Annotated in this window: 14 protein-coding genes; 6 read left to right on the top strand and 8 right to left on the bottom strand. The window is 62.9% G+C overall.

Features of this window, described 5'->3' with window-relative positions:
* The 8 genes from BW43_RS21350 to BW43_RS21375 form a co-directional block, all read right to left on the bottom strand.
* Positions 1-2,289 carry a TonB-dependent receptor gene (locus tag BW43_RS21350; RefSeq protein WP_032885217.1) on the bottom strand — a complete coding sequence of 763 codons (2,289 nt, stop codon included), beginning with the start codon at positions 2,287-2,289 and terminating at the stop codon, positions 1-3.
* A gap of 21 nt (positions 2,290-2,310) precedes the next feature.
* Complete coding sequence (locus BW43_RS21355) at positions 2,311-3,345, bottom strand: ABC transporter substrate-binding protein (RefSeq protein WP_050442806.1); 1,035 nt, start codon at positions 3,343-3,345, stop codon at positions 2,311-2,313.
* Positions 3,342-4,556, bottom strand: a complete 1,215-nt coding sequence (gene metC / locus BW43_RS21360; protein ID WP_256226039.1) for a cystathionine beta-lyase — start codon at positions 4,554-4,556, stop codon at positions 3,342-3,344. Before metC ends, BW43_RS21355 begins: the two co-directional genes overlap by 4 nt.
* Positions 4,553-5,230 (bottom strand): amino acid ABC transporter permease, encoded by a 678-nt coding sequence (locus tag BW43_RS21365; protein ID WP_032885213.1) that lies wholly within the window; start codon positions 5,228-5,230, stop codon positions 4,553-4,555. Before BW43_RS21365 ends, metC begins: the two co-directional genes overlap by 4 nt.
* Positions 5,220-5,957, bottom strand: coding sequence for an amino acid ABC transporter permease (locus BW43_RS21370; protein ID WP_032885211.1), 738 nt, complete (start codon positions 5,955-5,957; stop codon positions 5,220-5,222). The genes BW43_RS21365 and BW43_RS21370 overlap by 11 nt, the downstream gene beginning before the upstream one ends.
* Positions 5,950-6,741 (bottom strand): transporter substrate-binding domain-containing protein, encoded by a 792-nt coding sequence (locus BW43_RS0127285; RefSeq protein ID WP_155989940.1) that lies wholly within the window; start codon positions 6,739-6,741, stop codon positions 5,950-5,952. The genes BW43_RS21370 and BW43_RS0127285 overlap by 8 nt, the downstream gene beginning before the upstream one ends.
* A gap of 326 nt (positions 6,742-7,067) precedes the next feature.
* Positions 7,068-7,727 (bottom strand): class II aldolase/adducin family protein, encoded by a 660-nt coding sequence (locus BW43_RS27930; protein WP_050442805.1) that lies wholly within the window; start codon positions 7,725-7,727, stop codon positions 7,068-7,070.
* Between the two features lie 19 nt (positions 7,728-7,746).
* A complete protein-coding gene (locus tag BW43_RS21375) occupies positions 7,747-10,440 on the bottom strand; it encodes a TonB-dependent receptor (protein ID WP_050442804.1) in 2,694 nt (897 codons plus the stop codon).
* A gap of 277 nt (positions 10,441-10,717) precedes the next feature.
* On the opposite strand from BW43_RS21375, the gene BW43_RS21380 reads away from it, so the two are divergent.
* From BW43_RS21380 to BW43_RS0127275, 6 genes are all read left to right on the top strand, one after another.
* Positions 10,718-11,755 carry a ScbA/BarX family gamma-butyrolactone biosynthesis protein gene (locus BW43_RS21380; protein ID WP_032885208.1) on the top strand — a complete coding sequence of 346 codons (1,038 nt, stop codon included), beginning with the start codon at positions 10,718-10,720 and terminating at the stop codon, positions 11,753-11,755.
* Positions 11,752-12,429, top strand: coding sequence for an HAD family phosphatase (locus BW43_RS21385; RefSeq protein ID WP_032885206.1), 678 nt, complete (start codon positions 11,752-11,754; stop codon positions 12,427-12,429). Before BW43_RS21380 ends, BW43_RS21385 begins: the two co-directional genes overlap by 4 nt.
* The gene (locus BW43_RS21390) at positions 12,429-13,646 is read left to right on the top strand and encodes a cytochrome P450 (RefSeq protein WP_032885205.1); all 1,218 of its coding nucleotides are present in this window, start codon (positions 12,429-12,431) and stop codon (positions 13,644-13,646) included. Before BW43_RS21385 ends, BW43_RS21390 begins: the two co-directional genes overlap by 1 nt.
* A gap of 14 nt (positions 13,647-13,660) precedes the next feature.
* Positions 13,661-15,208 carry an MFS transporter gene (locus BW43_RS21395; RefSeq protein WP_032885203.1) on the top strand — a complete coding sequence of 516 codons (1,548 nt, stop codon included), beginning with the start codon at positions 13,661-13,663 and terminating at the stop codon, positions 15,206-15,208.
* A gap of 228 nt (positions 15,209-15,436) precedes the next feature.
* A complete protein-coding gene (locus tag BW43_RS21400; RefSeq protein WP_032885202.1) occupies positions 15,437-15,946 on the top strand; it encodes a sigma-70 family RNA polymerase sigma factor in 510 nt (169 codons plus the stop codon).
* Positions 15,943-16,847: DUF4880 domain-containing protein (locus tag BW43_RS0127275; RefSeq protein ID WP_032885201.1), on the top strand; the 905-nt coding region annotated here is incomplete at its 3' end. The genes BW43_RS21400 and BW43_RS0127275, both read left to right, overlap by 4 nt.

The following is a 16,847-nucleotide window of genomic DNA, read 5'->3' as shown; positions in this document are numbered from 1 at the left end:
TCAAAACTCCATGCTCAAGGTGCTTTGGAAGGTGCGCGGCGAGCCGGGTCGGAACACGGCGGGGCCGCTGGTGCTGGTGAGGATGTAGCCCAGGTAGTCCTTGTCGAACAGGTTGTCGACGTTAAAGCGCAACTTGACGTTTTTCAGCGGGCCGTAATGCACGCGCTCGCCGCCCAGGTCCAGGTAGGCGTTGTACAGGGTGTAACCGGGCACCGATTCACTGTTGGTGAAGTTGCTGTAGCGTTCGCCGATGTAGCGCGCCGAAAAGTTAAGCAACGCCCACGGTGCCAGCTCGTAAGTAACCCCGGCCTGTGCCAGCCAGCGGGGGCTGTCGGGCACGTCATTGTCACGGATCGACAGGCCGGCGGCATCGTTCTGGAAGGTGGATTTGTTGTAGGTCAGGTTGCCGTTGAGCACCACCTTGTCGGCCAGGATCGGTGGTTTCCATTGACCGCTCAGCTCCGTGCCATAGGCCTGCACCTTGCCGACGTTCTGGTAGTAGGTTTCCACCTGGCTGCTGCCGGGCACCGCTGAGGCAAAGGCTTGCAGGCGGTTGTCGAAGTCGGTGCGGTACAGCGCCCAGGCGGCGTTGAAGGTCGGACGGTTGATGCGATAGCCCACCTCGTAGTTCTTCGCCCGTTCGGCATCCGGCGGCGGTGCGCTGGGGCTGGCAGCGCGGAAAATGTCGTCGGCGCCACGGGGCAGGGCCATGTTTTCCGAGTAAGAGGCGAACACTTGGGTGTCGTCGGTGAGGTTGTAGACCAGCCCGGCCTGGGGCAGGAAGGCGTCGTTCCATTGGGTACTGAGGCGCGGTTGGCGATTGTTGATGTAGTCACCGGCGTTGCGATAGCCCTCGATGCGGTACTTGAGGTTCAAGCTCTTGAAGCCGAATTGCAGGCGCAGGCGATCATCGAGCAGGGTCCAGGTGTCCTTGAGGTGGTACTGCAACGAATTGCGCGTGGAGCTGAAATCCCCTTGCAGGTGCACCGGTTCATTGAACAGCGGCTCGCCAGCCGGGCTGCCATCGGTGAGGTTGTAGCGGCCTTGCTGGCGGTTGAACACATCGGTCTCGGCCCACAGCCCGGTGTCGATCTGGTGTTGACCCACTTCCCATTGCAGCCCGGTACGCCCCCCGAACCGGTGCCCGCTCAGGGACGACAGCCCGTATTGCACGCCTTTGGGGGCGAACAGACCGTCCACATTGCTTTCGGCATTGTGCAGCGCCAGGGAGGTGGCGTAGGCCTCGGGCGACACGCCAAAGCCTTTCTTGGCTTCGTAGTACAGGGTGGTGTAGTTGAGCAGGTCCGGGCGGATCTCGAACTGGCCGCCGAGGCTGTACAAGGTGTCGCGCCGCTGGTTCACCGCCTGTTTGTAGAACTGGTTGTAGCCGGTGTTGCTGTAGCGCACACCCGGCACGCTTTCGGGTAGATCGGGAAGGCTGTCCAGGTAGGCGAAGTAACGGCCCGAACGCCCGAAGAGGTCGTTGGCGCTGCCGTCGTACTGGGCGATGGTGACGTAGGGCGAATCATAGTCGTAGAACGAGTTGTGCACCGCGCGCAGCCACACTTCATTGCGATCACCGAAGCGATAACGCACTTTGGCCTCCAAGTGTTCGCGATCGATGGTACCGGGGCCGCGCCACAGGTCGCCGTCGATTTTTGAACGGCTGAAATACGCTGACAGGCCTTGGTATTCGCCGCTTTGCAACTTGACGAAACTGCGCCGCAGACTGTCGCTGCCCAAGGTATAGGACAGGCTCACGCCAGGCTTCACCGTGGGGTTGCTGGTCTGGTAATCCACATACGGACCCAGTGACGCATAGCCCGATTGCGACACATCCCCGGCCCCGGTAGAGGCCGTGACCCGTTCGGTGTTTTCGTTGTCGACGTAGCGATAGATCGGGCTGCCGCCAAACTGGTCGGTACGGCCCAACGGCACGCCGTCGATGGAAAAACCGATCTGCTGCAAATTGAACGCCCGCACGAACACCGAGTTGCCGAACTCATACAAGCCCAGCGCATCGTTGACCTGCACGTTGAAGCCCGGTAGCGCTTCGAGCATTTTCAGCCCCGAGGTGCCCGCCGGCGCCGACAGCAGCGCCTGGTGCGAGATGCTCAGGGTGTTGCTGATCTTGTCTTCGCCGATGGCGGCGCTGGCCTCGGTGACGCGTGCGCCGACCACCTCGACCTTGCTCAGTTGCGGTTCGGTGGAGCTGGCGGTTTGCGCGGCCCACGTGGAGTCGGCCAGCAGCAGGCTGGCGAGCAGGGTTTTACGGTACTGAGCAATCATTGTTCGTCCTTGGTTGGAATGTTAGAGCCCGGCGTGGGCCTGGGCGAGGAAGTCGGGCCGGGCCCACTCATGCACGCTGAAGTCGTTCTGCAAGAAACCGCGCTGCACCAGGAAATCCTTTTTCAGCTCCAGCGCGGCGAGGTTCTGCGGGCCCAGTTGCGGTACAAAATCCAGCTCGGCGATGGCCTGGCGGATAAACCCGGCATCCGGCAGGAACGTCACGCGGGTGAACAACTCAGCGGCGGCCTCGCGGTGCTGGTTGATCCAGCGCCCCGCGCGGATCGCCGCACGCAGGAACGCCACGACTACTTGGGGGTGTTGTTCGGCAAAGGCACGGTTGACGGTGGTGGCGTAGGGGCCGTTGTGGTTTTTCAGGGTCCAGTCGGGGTAGCGCTCCAGGTCTTCGATCACCGTGAATTCACCGCTGGCGAGCAACGCCGGCACGTGCCCGGCGGCGATATGCACCGCCTCCACACGGCCTTCAGCCAATGCACGGACTTCCTGGCCCGGCTTGCCGTGCAGGCCGTGCAATTGCGCCCAGAACGCCGATGGCCGCGCGGCCGGCTGCAAAGTGTGGGGATCGCCTTCATCCTCCAGCTCGATCAGCCGCACCTGGGACGGTTCCAGTCCGGCCAGTTGCAGCGCATTGAACAGGCCATGCTCGGCGAGCGCCTTGAGCACATCCACCCGCGCCTTGTTACGGCTGACCGGGACGCCGATGCGTTTGCCGAATAGGTCCGCGACCTGGCGGATACGCCCGTCGGCGCGTACCAGAATCTGCCCGGCGCGTTGGCTCGCGGTGGTGGCCACCAGCAGCGTGTCGGCCTGGTCCGCACGGGCCCACAGGGCGGGCACGGCGCCGCCGTCACGAATCAACCGCGACTCGCCATGGGTGAAGTGCGGCAGCCAGCCCTGGTTATCGGGCAGCGAGCGCAGGTAGATCGCTTCGGCACCGACGCGCTGGTATTCCTCATCCAGCCAGCCGAGCTCCACGGCGATGTTGGACGCGACCAGCAGCGGGCAAATGCTGTAGTGGGTGGACAGTGTTTGGCTCATGGCAGACTCCTTGGGGCAGATGGGGTGACAGTCAGGCGTTCAAGGCCTTGTTGCAGGTCGGCGATCAGGTCTTCGACGGCTTCAAGGCCCACGTGCAGGCGCAGCAACACGCCGGGTTCAATCTGGGCCGAAGGGTGGCGTTGCTGCTGGCGGATCAGGCTTTCGAAACCGCCCCAACTGGCGCCCATGGCGAACAGCCGAAGGCTTTCCAGAAAGCTTTTGGTTTGCGGTTCTGAGATGGGTTTGAGCACCACGCCGAACAGGCCGGTGGAGCCGAGAAAGTCGCGTTTGAACACGTCGTGTCCCGTCGCGCCCGGTAAGGCCGGATGCAGCACTTGGGCGACTTGCGGACGCTGTAGCAACCACTGCGCAACGGTCAGTGCCGAGCGCTCGTGCTGGCGCAGGCGCACGCCGAGGGTGCGCAGGCCACGCAGGCCCAGGTAGGCGTCGTCGGCACTGGCGATATAGCCCAGCTGACGCACGGTTTCGCGCACGCCGGGGTAAAGCGCTTGCGTGGTGACGATCACGCCGAGCATCGCGTCGCTGTGGCCCACCAGGTACTTGGTGGCGGCATGGATCGAGATATCCACGCCGTGTTCAAACGCCTTGAAAAACAGCGGCGTGGCCCAGGTGTTATCGAGCATCAGCAGCGCGCCATGGGCGTGGGCCGCGTGGGCGAGGGCGGGAATATCCTGTACTTCGAACGTGCTTGAACCGGGCGCTTCGGCATACACCAGGCGTGTATTCGGGCGCAGCAAACCGGCGATATCTGCGCCGAGCATCGGCGCGAAATAGCTGGCCTGGATGCCATAGCGCGGCAGGATTTGGTCGAACACCTGGCGCGCATGCCAGTAGCAGTTGTCGGTGACCAGAATATGGTCGCCGGCCCGCGCCACGGCCAACACCGCACCGACAATCGCCGCCAGGCCGCTGGGCATGATCAGCCCTCGAAAGCCTCCCTCCAATTCGGCCACGGCGTCTTCGAACGCGGCGGTGGTGGGGTTGCCGTTGCGTCCGTAGATATGCCCGCGGTAGTGCGGGTCGTCGGCCTGCTGGAGGTGGTTTGTCAGGGTGCTGGTGTCGGGCCAGATAAAGGTCGAGCTGCGATACACCGGGGTGTTGACGGTACCGGCATGGTTGGCCGGATCACGGCCGAGGTGGGTCAACAGGGTGTCGTCGCGCATGGTCGTGGTACTCGTCGAAAGGCTCATCGGCGTTCCAGCCGTTTGGCCCAGCGTGAAAGGGGATAGATGTAGAGAAAGAACGCGATAAACACCACGCCATAGGCGGGCAGCAGCAGGTCGCTGCGCAATTGGCTGGAGAGGTGCGATTGCAGGGTGGTCATCAGCTCTTCCACCCCCAGCAGATTGGCCAGGGAAGTGGACATGGTCACCGCGCAATACAGGTTCATCCACGGCGCTACCAGGCTTGGCAGGGTCTGCGGAATGATCACGTAGCGCAGGGCCTGGCCGTGGCGCAGCCCCAAGGCCTGGGCGGCCTCCCACTGGCCCGACGGCACCGCGTACACGCCGCCGCGCACAATCTCCGAGACGTAGCCGATGGCGGGCAACGCCAGGCCCAGCGCGACTTTCAGCCAGTCCGGCAACTGCCACCAGCGCCCGGCCCACTGCACTTCGTAAGGCAGCAAGTAGGCCACGTAAAACATCACCACCAGCCAGGGCAGGTTGCGCAGCAAACGGCTCAGATGTCCGGCACCACGGCGCAGAGCCGGGCGAGCACTGACTTGCAGGCTGCCAAGCAGGACGCCGAAGACCGTCGCCACCAACATGGCGGTGACGCCCATCAGGATATTCAGGCCAAAGCCTTGCAGCAGCGCCGGGGCCCACTGCCACAGCAGCATCAGTGGCGAAGGTTCAGGCAGCATTCGGCAACTCCTGGCCCGGCAGGCGCAGGTGATACTCCAGGCGGCGCAACAGCCAACTGCTGAGGCCGATCAACAACAGCCAGACCAGCAACAGCACTTGCATCATCTCGGCGACGTTGAAGTTATCCGACCAGATTCGGTTGCTCGCATAGAGCAACTCCGGCACCGCGATCGCATAGGCGATGGAGGTGGACTTGATGGTCTGCACCACCGTATTGCCCATCGCCGGCAGGCTATTGCGCAGCGCCAGCGGCAGCACGATATGGCGCAGCACGGTGCGCTCCTGCATACCCAGGGCGGCGGCCGCCTGGAGCGTGGCGCGTGGCACCCCATCAATCCCGGCGCGCAGGTTCACTGCCTGGAACGCGCCGCTGTGCAGGGCGATCACAATGATCGCCCACTGCGTGCCGTTGAGCAGGCGCACCCCGTCCACCAACGGCAGTAACGCACCGACGCCGAAGTAGAAAAAGAACAACTGCACTAACAGCGGCGTGTTGCGAAACAACGCCACGTACGCGCCGCTGATCCCGCGCCACAGACCTTGACGCGAACCCAGGCCGGCGGCGCCGACGACACCGATCAAGAGCGACAGCGCGATACTTGCCAGTGACAACAGCAAGGTCAGGCCCAGGCCCAGCAGAAAACGCTGACGGTCCATCGGGTCCCAGACGATGCTCAGCGATAGGCCGTGCTGCTCCAGCCACAGGCGCAGGTTGACCTCACTCATGGCGTGCCTGCGCATGCTGCTGCGCGACCCAGGCATTCGGCGCCAGACCGTAACGCTGCTCCAACGTGATGATCAGGCCCTTGGCATGCCAGCCTTCGACAATGTTCGACACCGCTGCCAACAACTCCGGCTGGCCCTTGCGCAGGGCAATCCCCCACGGCGCCGGTGCCTGCCCCGGCAGCTTGACCTCGTAGTCGGCCCACTCAGGTTGACGGGCGAGGGCGCTGTACAACGCATCATCCCCCATCGCCCCCAGGCAACGACTGTCAGCCACCGCCTTGCGCACCTCGGCGGTGCCGTTAAACGACGCGAACTGCACGCCGTAGCGGCTTTCGAATGGCCGCACCCACACACTTGTGGCCGGCGCGCAGAGCGTCTTGCCGCGCAGACTTTCCCAATCGGGCACCGCCGTACTTTTCGGCGCAAACACCGTGGCCGCCGAGCTATAAAACCCCGGACTGGCAAAATCCACTTCCCGACGCCGGGCTGGCGTGTCCAACAAGGACGTCACCAACACCTCGCAACGTCCCTGATCGAGAAACAACAAACGATTGAGCGGATTGACCTGCACCAACGACAACTTCAACGGTTGACCGACCCGAGCAGACAACTGCTGCTGCAGATCAACAATCAAATCCATGATCAACCCACTGGGCTTGCCCTGGGCATCCAGCATCTTGAACGGAGGAAACTCATCACTGGTGCAGACATTGAGCGTGCCACGGGATTGAGCCCGTTCGAGCAAAACCTCGGCGTGAGCCGAAAGCACACTGAAAGCAAGCACCGCCGCAACCAACCCACCCGGCCGGAAGCCCGCAAAGCGATGCTTTTGATCCGGTTTTTGACCTGGCTTTTGATCTACAGCGCCCCGTCGACCACGCTGGCCGGAGTGAGGGCATGCCGAGCCTAGGCGAGGCACCGAGTGGTGGGGCGAGAGCCTTTTGCTTACTTTTGGGCTCTTCCAAAAGTGAGCCGCTGTAAGAGCGGAACCCAAAGCCGCCGTTACCGCAGCAACGGATACGCACACCGATAACCCACGACCGAAAGCCAGTCGAATCGTCGCACCACCCCTCCCAAACCCAGACCGTGCCGTGTCAGTCGCAACACCGCTCATGTCGCACTCCACCCCAACCGCGACCGCTGCGCCGCGCCACTGGGAAACGGCTGCGGAGTACCGAGCTGCTGCGCCAAAAACGTCAAATACGCCGCCTCCTCCAAATTGATCAACAACCGCGTAACCGCCAACACCCCCCGCTCGGACCAGGCAAACGGACCATGATTAGCCAGCAACGCCGCCGGCGCCCGCGGATGCTCGCGCAACGCCGCCACCACCGGCTCCGGCGCATACCGCGGCCCCCACGCCGTCAGTGGCACCTCCTGATCCTCATCCAGAATCCCCAACAACTGAGAGGCATGGGCCCGCAACGGCCGGCCCGCAATCGCAAACGCCGTCAGATACGGCGAGTGCGTATGAATCACCGCATTCACCTGGCCCCGCTCGCGATAAATCGCCACATGCAGTGCCGCCACCTCCTTGAGGTTGTCAGTCAGGCTGCCCTGGCTGCGCTGCAACTCGAAATCCACAATCGCCGCCACACCGCTGTCAGCCCCGCTCAACGAGGCAATCACCAGCCACTCTTCGCCGGGAACACGCAGGCTGATATTTCCCGCCTCATTGCCCGACAGCACCTGATGCTTGATCAGCAACTGCTTGGCCAGTGCAAAGTCATGCTCGAACTCTTGGGTAAAACGCACAGGATCAAAGCTCATGTGAACTCCTTAATGAGGGTCAGAAGCGGTAGTCGGCTTTCACGTAGTAGAAGGCGCCTTCGGCACCGGCCGGGGAGATGCTCTGGTAGGCCACGCGCCCACCGACAAAGCGGTTGGCCACGTCGATCTTGTCGGGGTAGCTGTCAAAAATATTGTTGCCGCCCAGTGTCAGGGTGAGGGCCTGGCTGATGTCGTAGGACACGCTGGCATTGCTTACCCACTGCGCGGAAAACGTCTGGTCGCGGGCTTCGCCGAGGTTGGAATCGAGGGTGTAGGTGCCATAGCGGATCGTGTTGAAACTCGCCTGCCACGCGCCTTTACGCCAGTCGGCCCCCAGGATCAGCTTGGTATTGGGCGAGGCACTTTCCACGTAGCTGAGGGCTTCGCGGTTGATTAACGTGATGCCGGTGCCGGCGAGGGGGCCGGGGTTGTCCTTGATATCGGTGACCTGGGTCTTGCTGTAGTTGAACGCGCCGTTGAGGGTCAGTTGGCTGGCGTCGTCCAGGTCCAGACGATAGTGGGCGGCCACATCGACGCCGCTGGTCTTGGTGTCCAGGGCGTTGGTGAAAAAGCTCACGCCGGAGTAGTTGCCATAGCCTTGGCTGGCGAGGATCTGGCTGACCTGGGTGCCACTGAGGGTTTCCGACAGGGCGATACGGTCCTGAATGCGTATGTGATACGCGTCGACGCTGACGCTTGCGCGCTCCAGCGGCTGCCACACCACACCGAGTGACAGGCTGGTGGATTTTTCCGGCTTCAGGTCACTGGCGCCCAACGCCCGGGCTACCGGCGTGTTCACGCTGACGGTGCCGACCTGATAGGCCGTGGGGTCGCCGGCCTTGAATTCGGTCTGGGTCGCCGAGGTGCCGATCTGGCCCAACGTCGGCGCGCGGTAACCGCTGCTTACCGTCGAGCGCAGGCCCCACTGCGGGGTGAGGTCGTAGCGTACGGAAAACTTGCCGGTGGTCGTGGTGCCAAAATCATCGTAGTGCTCGCTGCGCCCGGCCAGGCCCAGTTGCAGTTTGTCGGTGACCTGCTGCTCCAGGCCCAGGTAGCCGCCGAACACATGGCGTGCATAACGGCCTTCGTCACTGTCCTGGGTGCCGGGAAAACCCTGGGCGCCGCCGGCACGGGTGGGCAGGGCCGTGCCATGGGTCCAGGATGCAAGGTCGCCGGCGATCACTTCATAGGCTTCGTTACGCCACGCCAGACCACTGGAAAACACCAGTGGACCCGCGCCCCAGCCCACCTTGAATTCCTTCACATGGTCCAGACCGACGTTGGTTTGCTCGTTGATCAACGCGCCGGCGTTGAAGCTGGTGGGACTGGCAGGTCCGAGGCTGGCGTTAAGCGAATCACTGAGGTGGTAGTCGATGCGATTGCGGCCGAAGTTGGCGCTGAGATCGAAGCTGCCCAGGCTGTCATCGCGCAATTTCACCCCGCCAGTGACCGACGCATCCCGCGAACGTACGTCGAGCAGGGGCAGGAATCCGTTGGGGTACACGGCCACCAGGTTGTTGGCGTCGATAGGCCGGCGAAAGGTGGCCTGGGATTCACCGGTGCGGTCCTGGTAAGTGGCGAAACCATAGAGGTCGACCGCATCGTTGAGCGACAGGCCGGTGTTGAGCGCCAGGTTCCAATCCTCAAGCCCCGGAGAACCGTAGCGCCAATGACGGTCGGCATCCGCTTCGCGGGCATCTGCAGTGGGGTAGAACTGCCGGCCATCGGTGCCGCCGGTGGAAGTGCGCTCGCTGCGCAGGCCCTCGCCGCTGAGGGTGAGGAAGCCGTCGCCGGGCAAGGTGAAACCGGTCCAGCCACCGACCGAGCGGCGAAAGCCATCGCCCTTGGTGTATTGGCCAAAGGTGCTTTGCACCGCGCCGCCGTGATCCTGCTCCTTGAGCACGATATTGATCACCCCGGCTATTGCGTCGGAGCCGTATTGGGCCGAGGCGCCATCGCGCAGCACTTCGATATGGTCGACGGCGCTGACCGGTATCGTCGACAAGTCCACCGCCTGGGAACCCCGGCCCAAGGTGGCCTTGGTATTGACGAATGCTGAGGCGTGTCGACGCTTGCCATTGACCAGCACCAGCACTTGGTCCGACGCCAAGCCGCGCAGCGACACCGGTCGCTGCGACGACACGCCATCGGTGCCGTTGACTTGCGGGTAGTTCACTGACGGCACCAGGGTTTCCAGGGCCTTAGCCAGGTTATCGGTGCCGCTGCGCTCCAGTTTTTCGTTGCTGATCACATCCACCGGTGCCGCACTTTGCAGGGCGGTGACATCGCTACGGCGGGTGCCGATCACTTCAACCGACTTAAGGCGTGGCGCGGCAGGTTCGCTGCTGATCGCGGCTGCGGGTGTGCTGGTGTCCGTCAGGCGATGGATCAACACGGCGCCGCTGGCGGTCTGGCTGAAGCCCAGTTGTGAACCACTCAAGGCGATCCCCAGCGCCTGCTCCTGGCTCAAGCGGCCCTGGATCGAACGACTTGCGCGGCCTTCAACCAGCGGCGGATCAAAAGCGATGGAATGGCCGCTTTGCTGGGAAATGCTCAGCAGCACTTCATCCAGGGGCCCGGCGGGAATATTGAACTCAATGACCTTGTGTACGGCGGCCGCATCGTTTTGCGCCAGCACCAGGCTTGGCAGCGCCAGGCCGCCCAGGGCCAATGCGCACGCCAGGGGCGCCAGGGTGAATCCTGTTTTCAACATGCCAATCTGCTCCGGGTCGTGATGTTCTTTACGACCTTGAGCAACTTCATGGGCTTTTTTTCACTGCTAAGTTAGAACACTTAGTTCGGTCTCTAGATCATTTAGTTGCGCTTATAAGCTTCGATCAAACTGATCTAAGTGTGCAGTGAAAATATAAGGGAGTATCTGCACAAGGGTACTGACAGCCAGATCGGGTTGTCCGCGCAAAGCTCACAAGTCATGGACTTGTACAGCGGTCTGCACGCTTACGGAAAAGCTCATCAGGAGACAGATGCCCATGTCTGAATTGTCCGTTCTAAATCCAGCCAGCCCAGCGCCGGCGATCCATTGCGAAAACACTGTGCCGCGTAGCATGGTGCACCGTGCTGCTGTCAGCGAAGTCTTCCTGACGGGCGCGGAGTTGGTAAAAGAGGGTCACTTCCGCTGCAGCGCCCAACTACCGCGTACCCACAGTTACTTCAGTGAACATACGCATCGTTCGGCCCACTACGACATGTTGTTATTGCTGGAAGTGTTCCGCCAGGCGTCGATCTATATCTCTCATGCGTTCTTGGATGTGAGTGCCCAGGACAAGTTTATTTACCTGGACAGTGTCACTCGCGTCACCGAGCGCAGTTTGCTGGTGGTGGGGGATCGCCCGGCGTCGGCACAGATCGATGTGTTTGTGGTGGACGAATACCTGCGCCATGGCGAGCGCAGTGGCGTGACCCTGAACATGTCCCTGAGCATCAATGGCGAAGTCGCCGCACGGCACGAACGCATGAGCATCCGTTGGATGAGCGGCGCTGCGTGGAACAAGATGCGCGCCCGTGGCCTGGCGGCGATTCCCGCCGACGCGGACCCGTTGGCGCAACTGCCGCCACCGTTGAGCCCGTCGGCGGTAGGGCGCCATTGGCTGAACAACGTGGTGCTGGGCAAGGACGTTGAGCAGGGCGGCGACCGCCTGGTGGCGCCGCTGATTGTGGACCTTAACAACCCGGCGATCTTCGACCATCCCCTCGACCACATCCCCGGCATGCTGCTGCTCGAAGGTTTCCGGCAAGCGGCCTTGGTGGTGGCGGATCGGCAATTGCAGGCCGCCCCTGATCAGTGGCTGTTGTCCAGTTGCCATGTGGTGTTCACCCGCTTCGGCGAGTTCGGTTTGCCGACACGGGTGCGTGCCGATCTCGATGCCCTGGCAATCGATGAACACGGGCGCATCACTCTGGCCCTGGACGTGGAGCAGGGCGGCGTGGTGATTGCTACAGCCGAGCTTGAGTTGTTGCCCGTGGCGGCCAGCCAGCCGTTGGCCTTGGTTGCGGGGGGTGTGCGATGAGCGATTTGAAGTTTATCTGGTTCGATTTCGGGGGCGTGCTGTCGCCGCCGATCCCCGCGTTGTTCGAGCAGTATCAGGTCAAGACCGGCTTGGCCCCGCGCGTGCTGCAACAGGCCATGAGTGATGTGGCCGAGGAACTGGGCGTGCCGATGCTGGCGCCGGTGGAGAGCGCTTTGCTCACCGAAAAGGAGTGGGGCCAACGCCTGGAATTGGCATTGCGGCGCCGCGACCCGCAGATTGATTTGTCCCGTGCGCGCCTGCAAACCTTTGGCGAGCATTGGTTCGCCGGAGTGCCGGCCAATGCGCCGTTGGTGGCCGCGGTGCGTGCGCTCAAGCGTGCTGGATTGCGTGTGGGCATCCTCACCAACAACGTGGTGGAGTGGGAGCAGCACTGGCGGGCGATGGTGGGTTTGGACGAGGTGGTCGACCTGATCGTCGATTCCAGCCGGGAAGGCACCCGCAAGCCGGAAGCGGCGTTCTTCGAGGTCGCCACCGCACGTTCAGGCGTCAGCGCGGCTGACAGTTTGTTGATCGATGACGTGGCCGAAAACATCGACGCCGCCGCCGCGCTGGGCTGGCAAGTGCTGCACTTTATCGACAACCACCAGGCCCTTACCCAGTTGCAGCGCCTGACTGGTGTGAACCTGGTGCAACCTGTCGGGGAGCCTGCCTGATGAATATCGCCGTCGTCACCACCCCGCCAGTCACCGTGGCGCGCATCCCCAACCTGGATGCGCCGCCAGCCTATCAACCCGCCAGCCCCGCCAATGGCTTGCCCAGGATCCTCTTGCCCAGCGGCCACTTGGCGTATCACCTGACCCGCTATCAACACGTGCAGGCGTTGCTGCTGGACAACCGCGCCATTCGCGCTCCGTGCAACGAAGAAGACGGTGCGAGTTTTCTGCCCACCATCACGCCGCCAGAGTTACTGCTTAACAACGACATTCCCGATCACGGCCGCCTGCGTAAAGTGGTCGCGCGGGATTTCAGCCCCAGTGGGGTGGCGTTGCTGGCGGAAAAAGTGCAGCAGGCGACCCATGAGCGCCTGGATGTATTACAGCGCCAGGCCCCCGGTGCAGACCTGTTTGCCCAGGTGCTTGATCACATTCCTGCGACGGTGGACTGCCAACTCCTCGGCATTCCCCTGAGTGACCGTGAATACTATCGGCCGCTCAGCCATACGGTGCAGGTCGCGTCGGACGCAGATGTGCCGGAGCTGCTGAACCAATTCTGGGGCGTCTACAACTACCTCACCGACCTGGTGACGGGCGCGCGCCCTACCTATCCCGATGGGCTGATCCAGCGTTTCGTCGCCACCCGCAACGACAGTGAACCGCCACTCAACGACAAGGAGTTGGTGGGCATCCTGCTCGGCGTGCTGATCGGCGGCGACCAGAACATTCTTACCGTGCTCACCAAGGCGGTGTACACCCTGTTGGCCGCGCCCGAGCTGTGGCAGCAGTTGGTGGACGACCCTGCGCTGATCCCGAATGCTGTCGAAGAGCTGCTGCGCGTGATCCCCCTGGGCACCATCTCGACCTTTCCGCGCCTGGCCAGTGTCGACCTTGACGGGCCGTGGGGGTTGATCCCCGAGGGCAGCATCATCTACGCCGATGCATTTGCAGCCAACCGTGACCCAGCGGTGTTTCCTGAACCTTTGGCGATTCGCTTGGACCGTAACGACGCGCGGCATTTGCAGTTCGGCTACGGCATGCACAACTGCATGGGCGCGGCCCTCGCGCGCCTGGAAATCACCACGGTGTTGCAGATTCTGGTGCAGCGCTTTCCCAACTTGCGCCTGGCGGTGCCGGCGGACCAGGTGCCCTGGGTCGACGGCATCATCCTGCGCCGACCGGTGCGTTTGCCGGTGCACGGTTTCACTTCAACCTGACCCTGGAAGGACCCATGAAAAACTCGTTTGCCGACACGGCTCTACTCTCGATCATCCTGCTGGCGATCTTCGTTGTGCCCAGCTCCATCTCCGGCACGGCCCTCGCACTGCCGGCCATCGGCGCCGATATCCAGGCGCCGTTGACCAGCCTGCAATGGGTGGTCAACGCCTTCAACCTGGCGTTTGCCTGCTTCACCCTGGCCTGGGGCGCGCTGGCTGATCGGCTCGGGCGCAAGCGCTGTTTTGTCGCCGGTGCGTCGCTGTATGTGGTGGCCTCGGTGCTGTCTGCGGTGGCCGACAGCGCGTGGTTGCTGGACGCGGCACGGGGGCTGGCGGGGATTGGTGCGGCGGCGATTTTCTCGTGCGGCATTGCCATCCTCTCCACCCACTTCAGTGGGCCGGCGCGGTTACGTGCATTTGCCTTGTTCGGCACTGTTGCGGGGCTGGGTGTGAGCCTGGGGCCGACCTTGTCCGGCTTACTGCTGGACAGCGTCGGCTGGCGCGCGATTTTCTGGGCACACGCAGTCACCTTGGTCATTGTGCTGTTGGGCACCCCGTTGATCACGCGGGACGGCGAACTGGCAGAACGCACTGCACGCTTTGATGTGCCGGGCGCGACGTTATTTGTGTTGGCCTTGTTGGCGCTGATGGTTGCCATCGTGCAGGGCTCGCAGTGGGGCTGGAGCAGCCCGGGCGTGCTGGGCCTGGTCGCGGTCGCGGCGGTGTTGCTGGCGGTATTTACCTGGCAGGAACGCCGCCATCGCCAGCCGATGCTGGACCTGTCGCTGCTGGCAAGCGGGCCTTTTGTCGGCCTGGCGTTGGTCACCGTGGCGGCATCGTTTGGCTTTGTGACGCTGCTGACGTACTTGCCGAGCTACCTGTTCGGCGTACTGCAATTGAGCGCGACCCACGCAGGCCTGGCGATGTTGCTGCTGACGGTGCCAATGCTGTTCTGCCCGATTCTGGCCGGCAAGTGGGCGGCGCGTGGGGTGTCGGCGATCGGCATTCTCAAGGTCAGCCTAATTGCGTTGCTGGTGGGCGTCGTGTCGTTGGCGCTGGTCAGCCAGGTTGGCGTGGCGTTGTGGCAACTGGCAGTGCCGTTGCTGCTAGTGGGCATTGGCATGGGATTGTCGGCCGGGCTGGTGGATGGTCTGGCGCTCAAGACCGTGCCCGAGCAAAAAGCCGGGATGGCTGCCGGTTTGCTTAACACCTTCCGCCTGGGCAGCGAGGCGATTGCTGTGGCGTTGTATGGTTCGTTGCTGGCCACCTTGCTGGACAGCCAATTGCGCACAACCTTGAGCCGCCTGGCGGCCGATCCCTCGACCCTGCAACGCTGGATCGATGACGTGGCCGCCGGCAATCTCACCGGGTCGTTGCAAGCCCTGAGTACGGAACAGGCCGGCACGGTGCACAGCCTGTTTATCGGCGGCTATGACAGTGCGTTCCACGGCGTGCTCTGGGTGTTGGCCGCGATCCTGCTGGTGCTGACCGCAGTGGTCGCCTGGTTGGTGCGCCCGCTGCGTGAACAGGAGCGTACGGAGGCGCAATTAGCCGCTAACTGAGTGACTCACCACACCGCCTGCGGTGCTCGCAGGCGGTGCTTTTGCGTGCCTGCAGGGATGCCAAGGGTTATGCAGAAAATGCAGCTTATTGGATGTTTTTATTCTTTTATCCGGTGATGCCCGCTGGGGCAAACTGGACTCACCTGCCTGGATGCAGGTCTACCTCAAACCGACAGGCCCACCACCACTTGTCCGCTGGCGTGTGCAGTCCATGAAGACTATGGACCTATGGACCCGAATGCCTTGCTCAAGAGCCGCCTCATCGGCCAGATTTTCCAACAGCACTACAGCTGGTTGTGCGCACGCTTGTCGTACCGCACCGGTTGCAGCCACAGCGCCGAGGACATCGCCGCCGAGACCTTCCTCAAGGTGTGGATGCTGCCCGATCCCACGGCCATTCGCGAACCGCGCGCGCTGCTCACCACCATCGCCCAGCGCCTGATGTATGAGGGCTGGCGCCGTCGCGATCTGGAAAAAGCCTACCTGCAAATCCTCGCCGAAGTGCCTGAACACGTGCACCCGTCGCCCCAGGAACAGTTGATCCTGATCGAAAGCCTGCTGGCCATCGACCGGCTGCTGGATGGCCTTTCAGGGCAAGCCAAGGCGGTGTTCGTGCACAGCCAGTTGGACGGCATGACCTACGCGCAGATCAGTGAACGGCTCGGCCTGTCGCTGGGGCGCATCCACCAATTGATGACCCAGGCCCTGCGCGCCTGTTACCTAGGGTTGAACGAGTGAGCAAACGAGCGTTGAACGACCCGGTGGCCGAGGAGGCCATTGGTTGGCTGGTGCAGATCCAGTCCGGAGATTTCAGTGTCGAACAGCAAGCGGCGCTGGAGGCGTGGCGTGGCACTTCGGCCCATCATCGTCAGGTCTACGCGCAACTGATCGCAGGGCTGGATCAACTCAAGGCTTCGCCGTGGCGTGGACGCTCCAGCTCGCAACTGTTGCGCAGCCTGGAACAGCCCAACAGTCGCCGCGCGTTCCTGCGCACCAGCTTGTGTGCGCTGGGGCTGGCGGCGGGTGTGGGTTGGGTGACGCGCTTTGAACCGGGCGGGCAGTCATACGCCACCGGCACGGGCGAGCGACGTACCTGGCAGTTGCCCGACGGCTCGACGCTCAAACTCAATGCCCGCAGCCAGGTGATCGCGACGCTCGCCGACGGGCAGCCCAGCCTGGAGCTGCGTGCAGGCGAAATGTTGGTGAATGCCTCGCGCCCGTTGCAGGTCAGTAGCCGTGCCGGACGTATCACTGGCGCCAGCGGTCGCTTGATGCTGAGCGAGCAGGGTGCGGCCTTGCGTCTGGTCACCCTCGACAGCGATGTGGTGTTGCATCTCGAAGGCGGTACGCAGCAGCGCGTGGCGATGCATCAGAGCACGGTGTTTGATCATCAGCGGATTCTCACTCAGGTGCCGATGGCGACCAGTGAGACCGCTTGGTTGGAGGGTTGGTTGGTGGTGCGTAATCAGACATTGGCGAGCGTGGTGGATGCGATTCGGCCCTACCGCAATGGCATCGTACGGCTGGACTCGGCAGTGGCGGGGTTGCGGGTGACAGGGCGGTTTCCGTTGGATGATTCGCAGCAGACGTTGGAGGCGCTGGAACAGAGTTTGCCGATCAGGGTCAGGCAGTGGGGGGG

Origin of the sequence: Pseudomonas sp. RIT357, from assembly GCF_000632245.1 — a bacterium.
GTDB lineage: Bacteria > Pseudomonadota > Gammaproteobacteria > Pseudomonadales > Pseudomonadaceae > Aquipseudomonas > Aquipseudomonas sivasensis.
The sequence above is the reverse complement of the archived record's forward strand: the minus strand, read 5'-3'. Positions and strand labels throughout refer to the sequence as shown.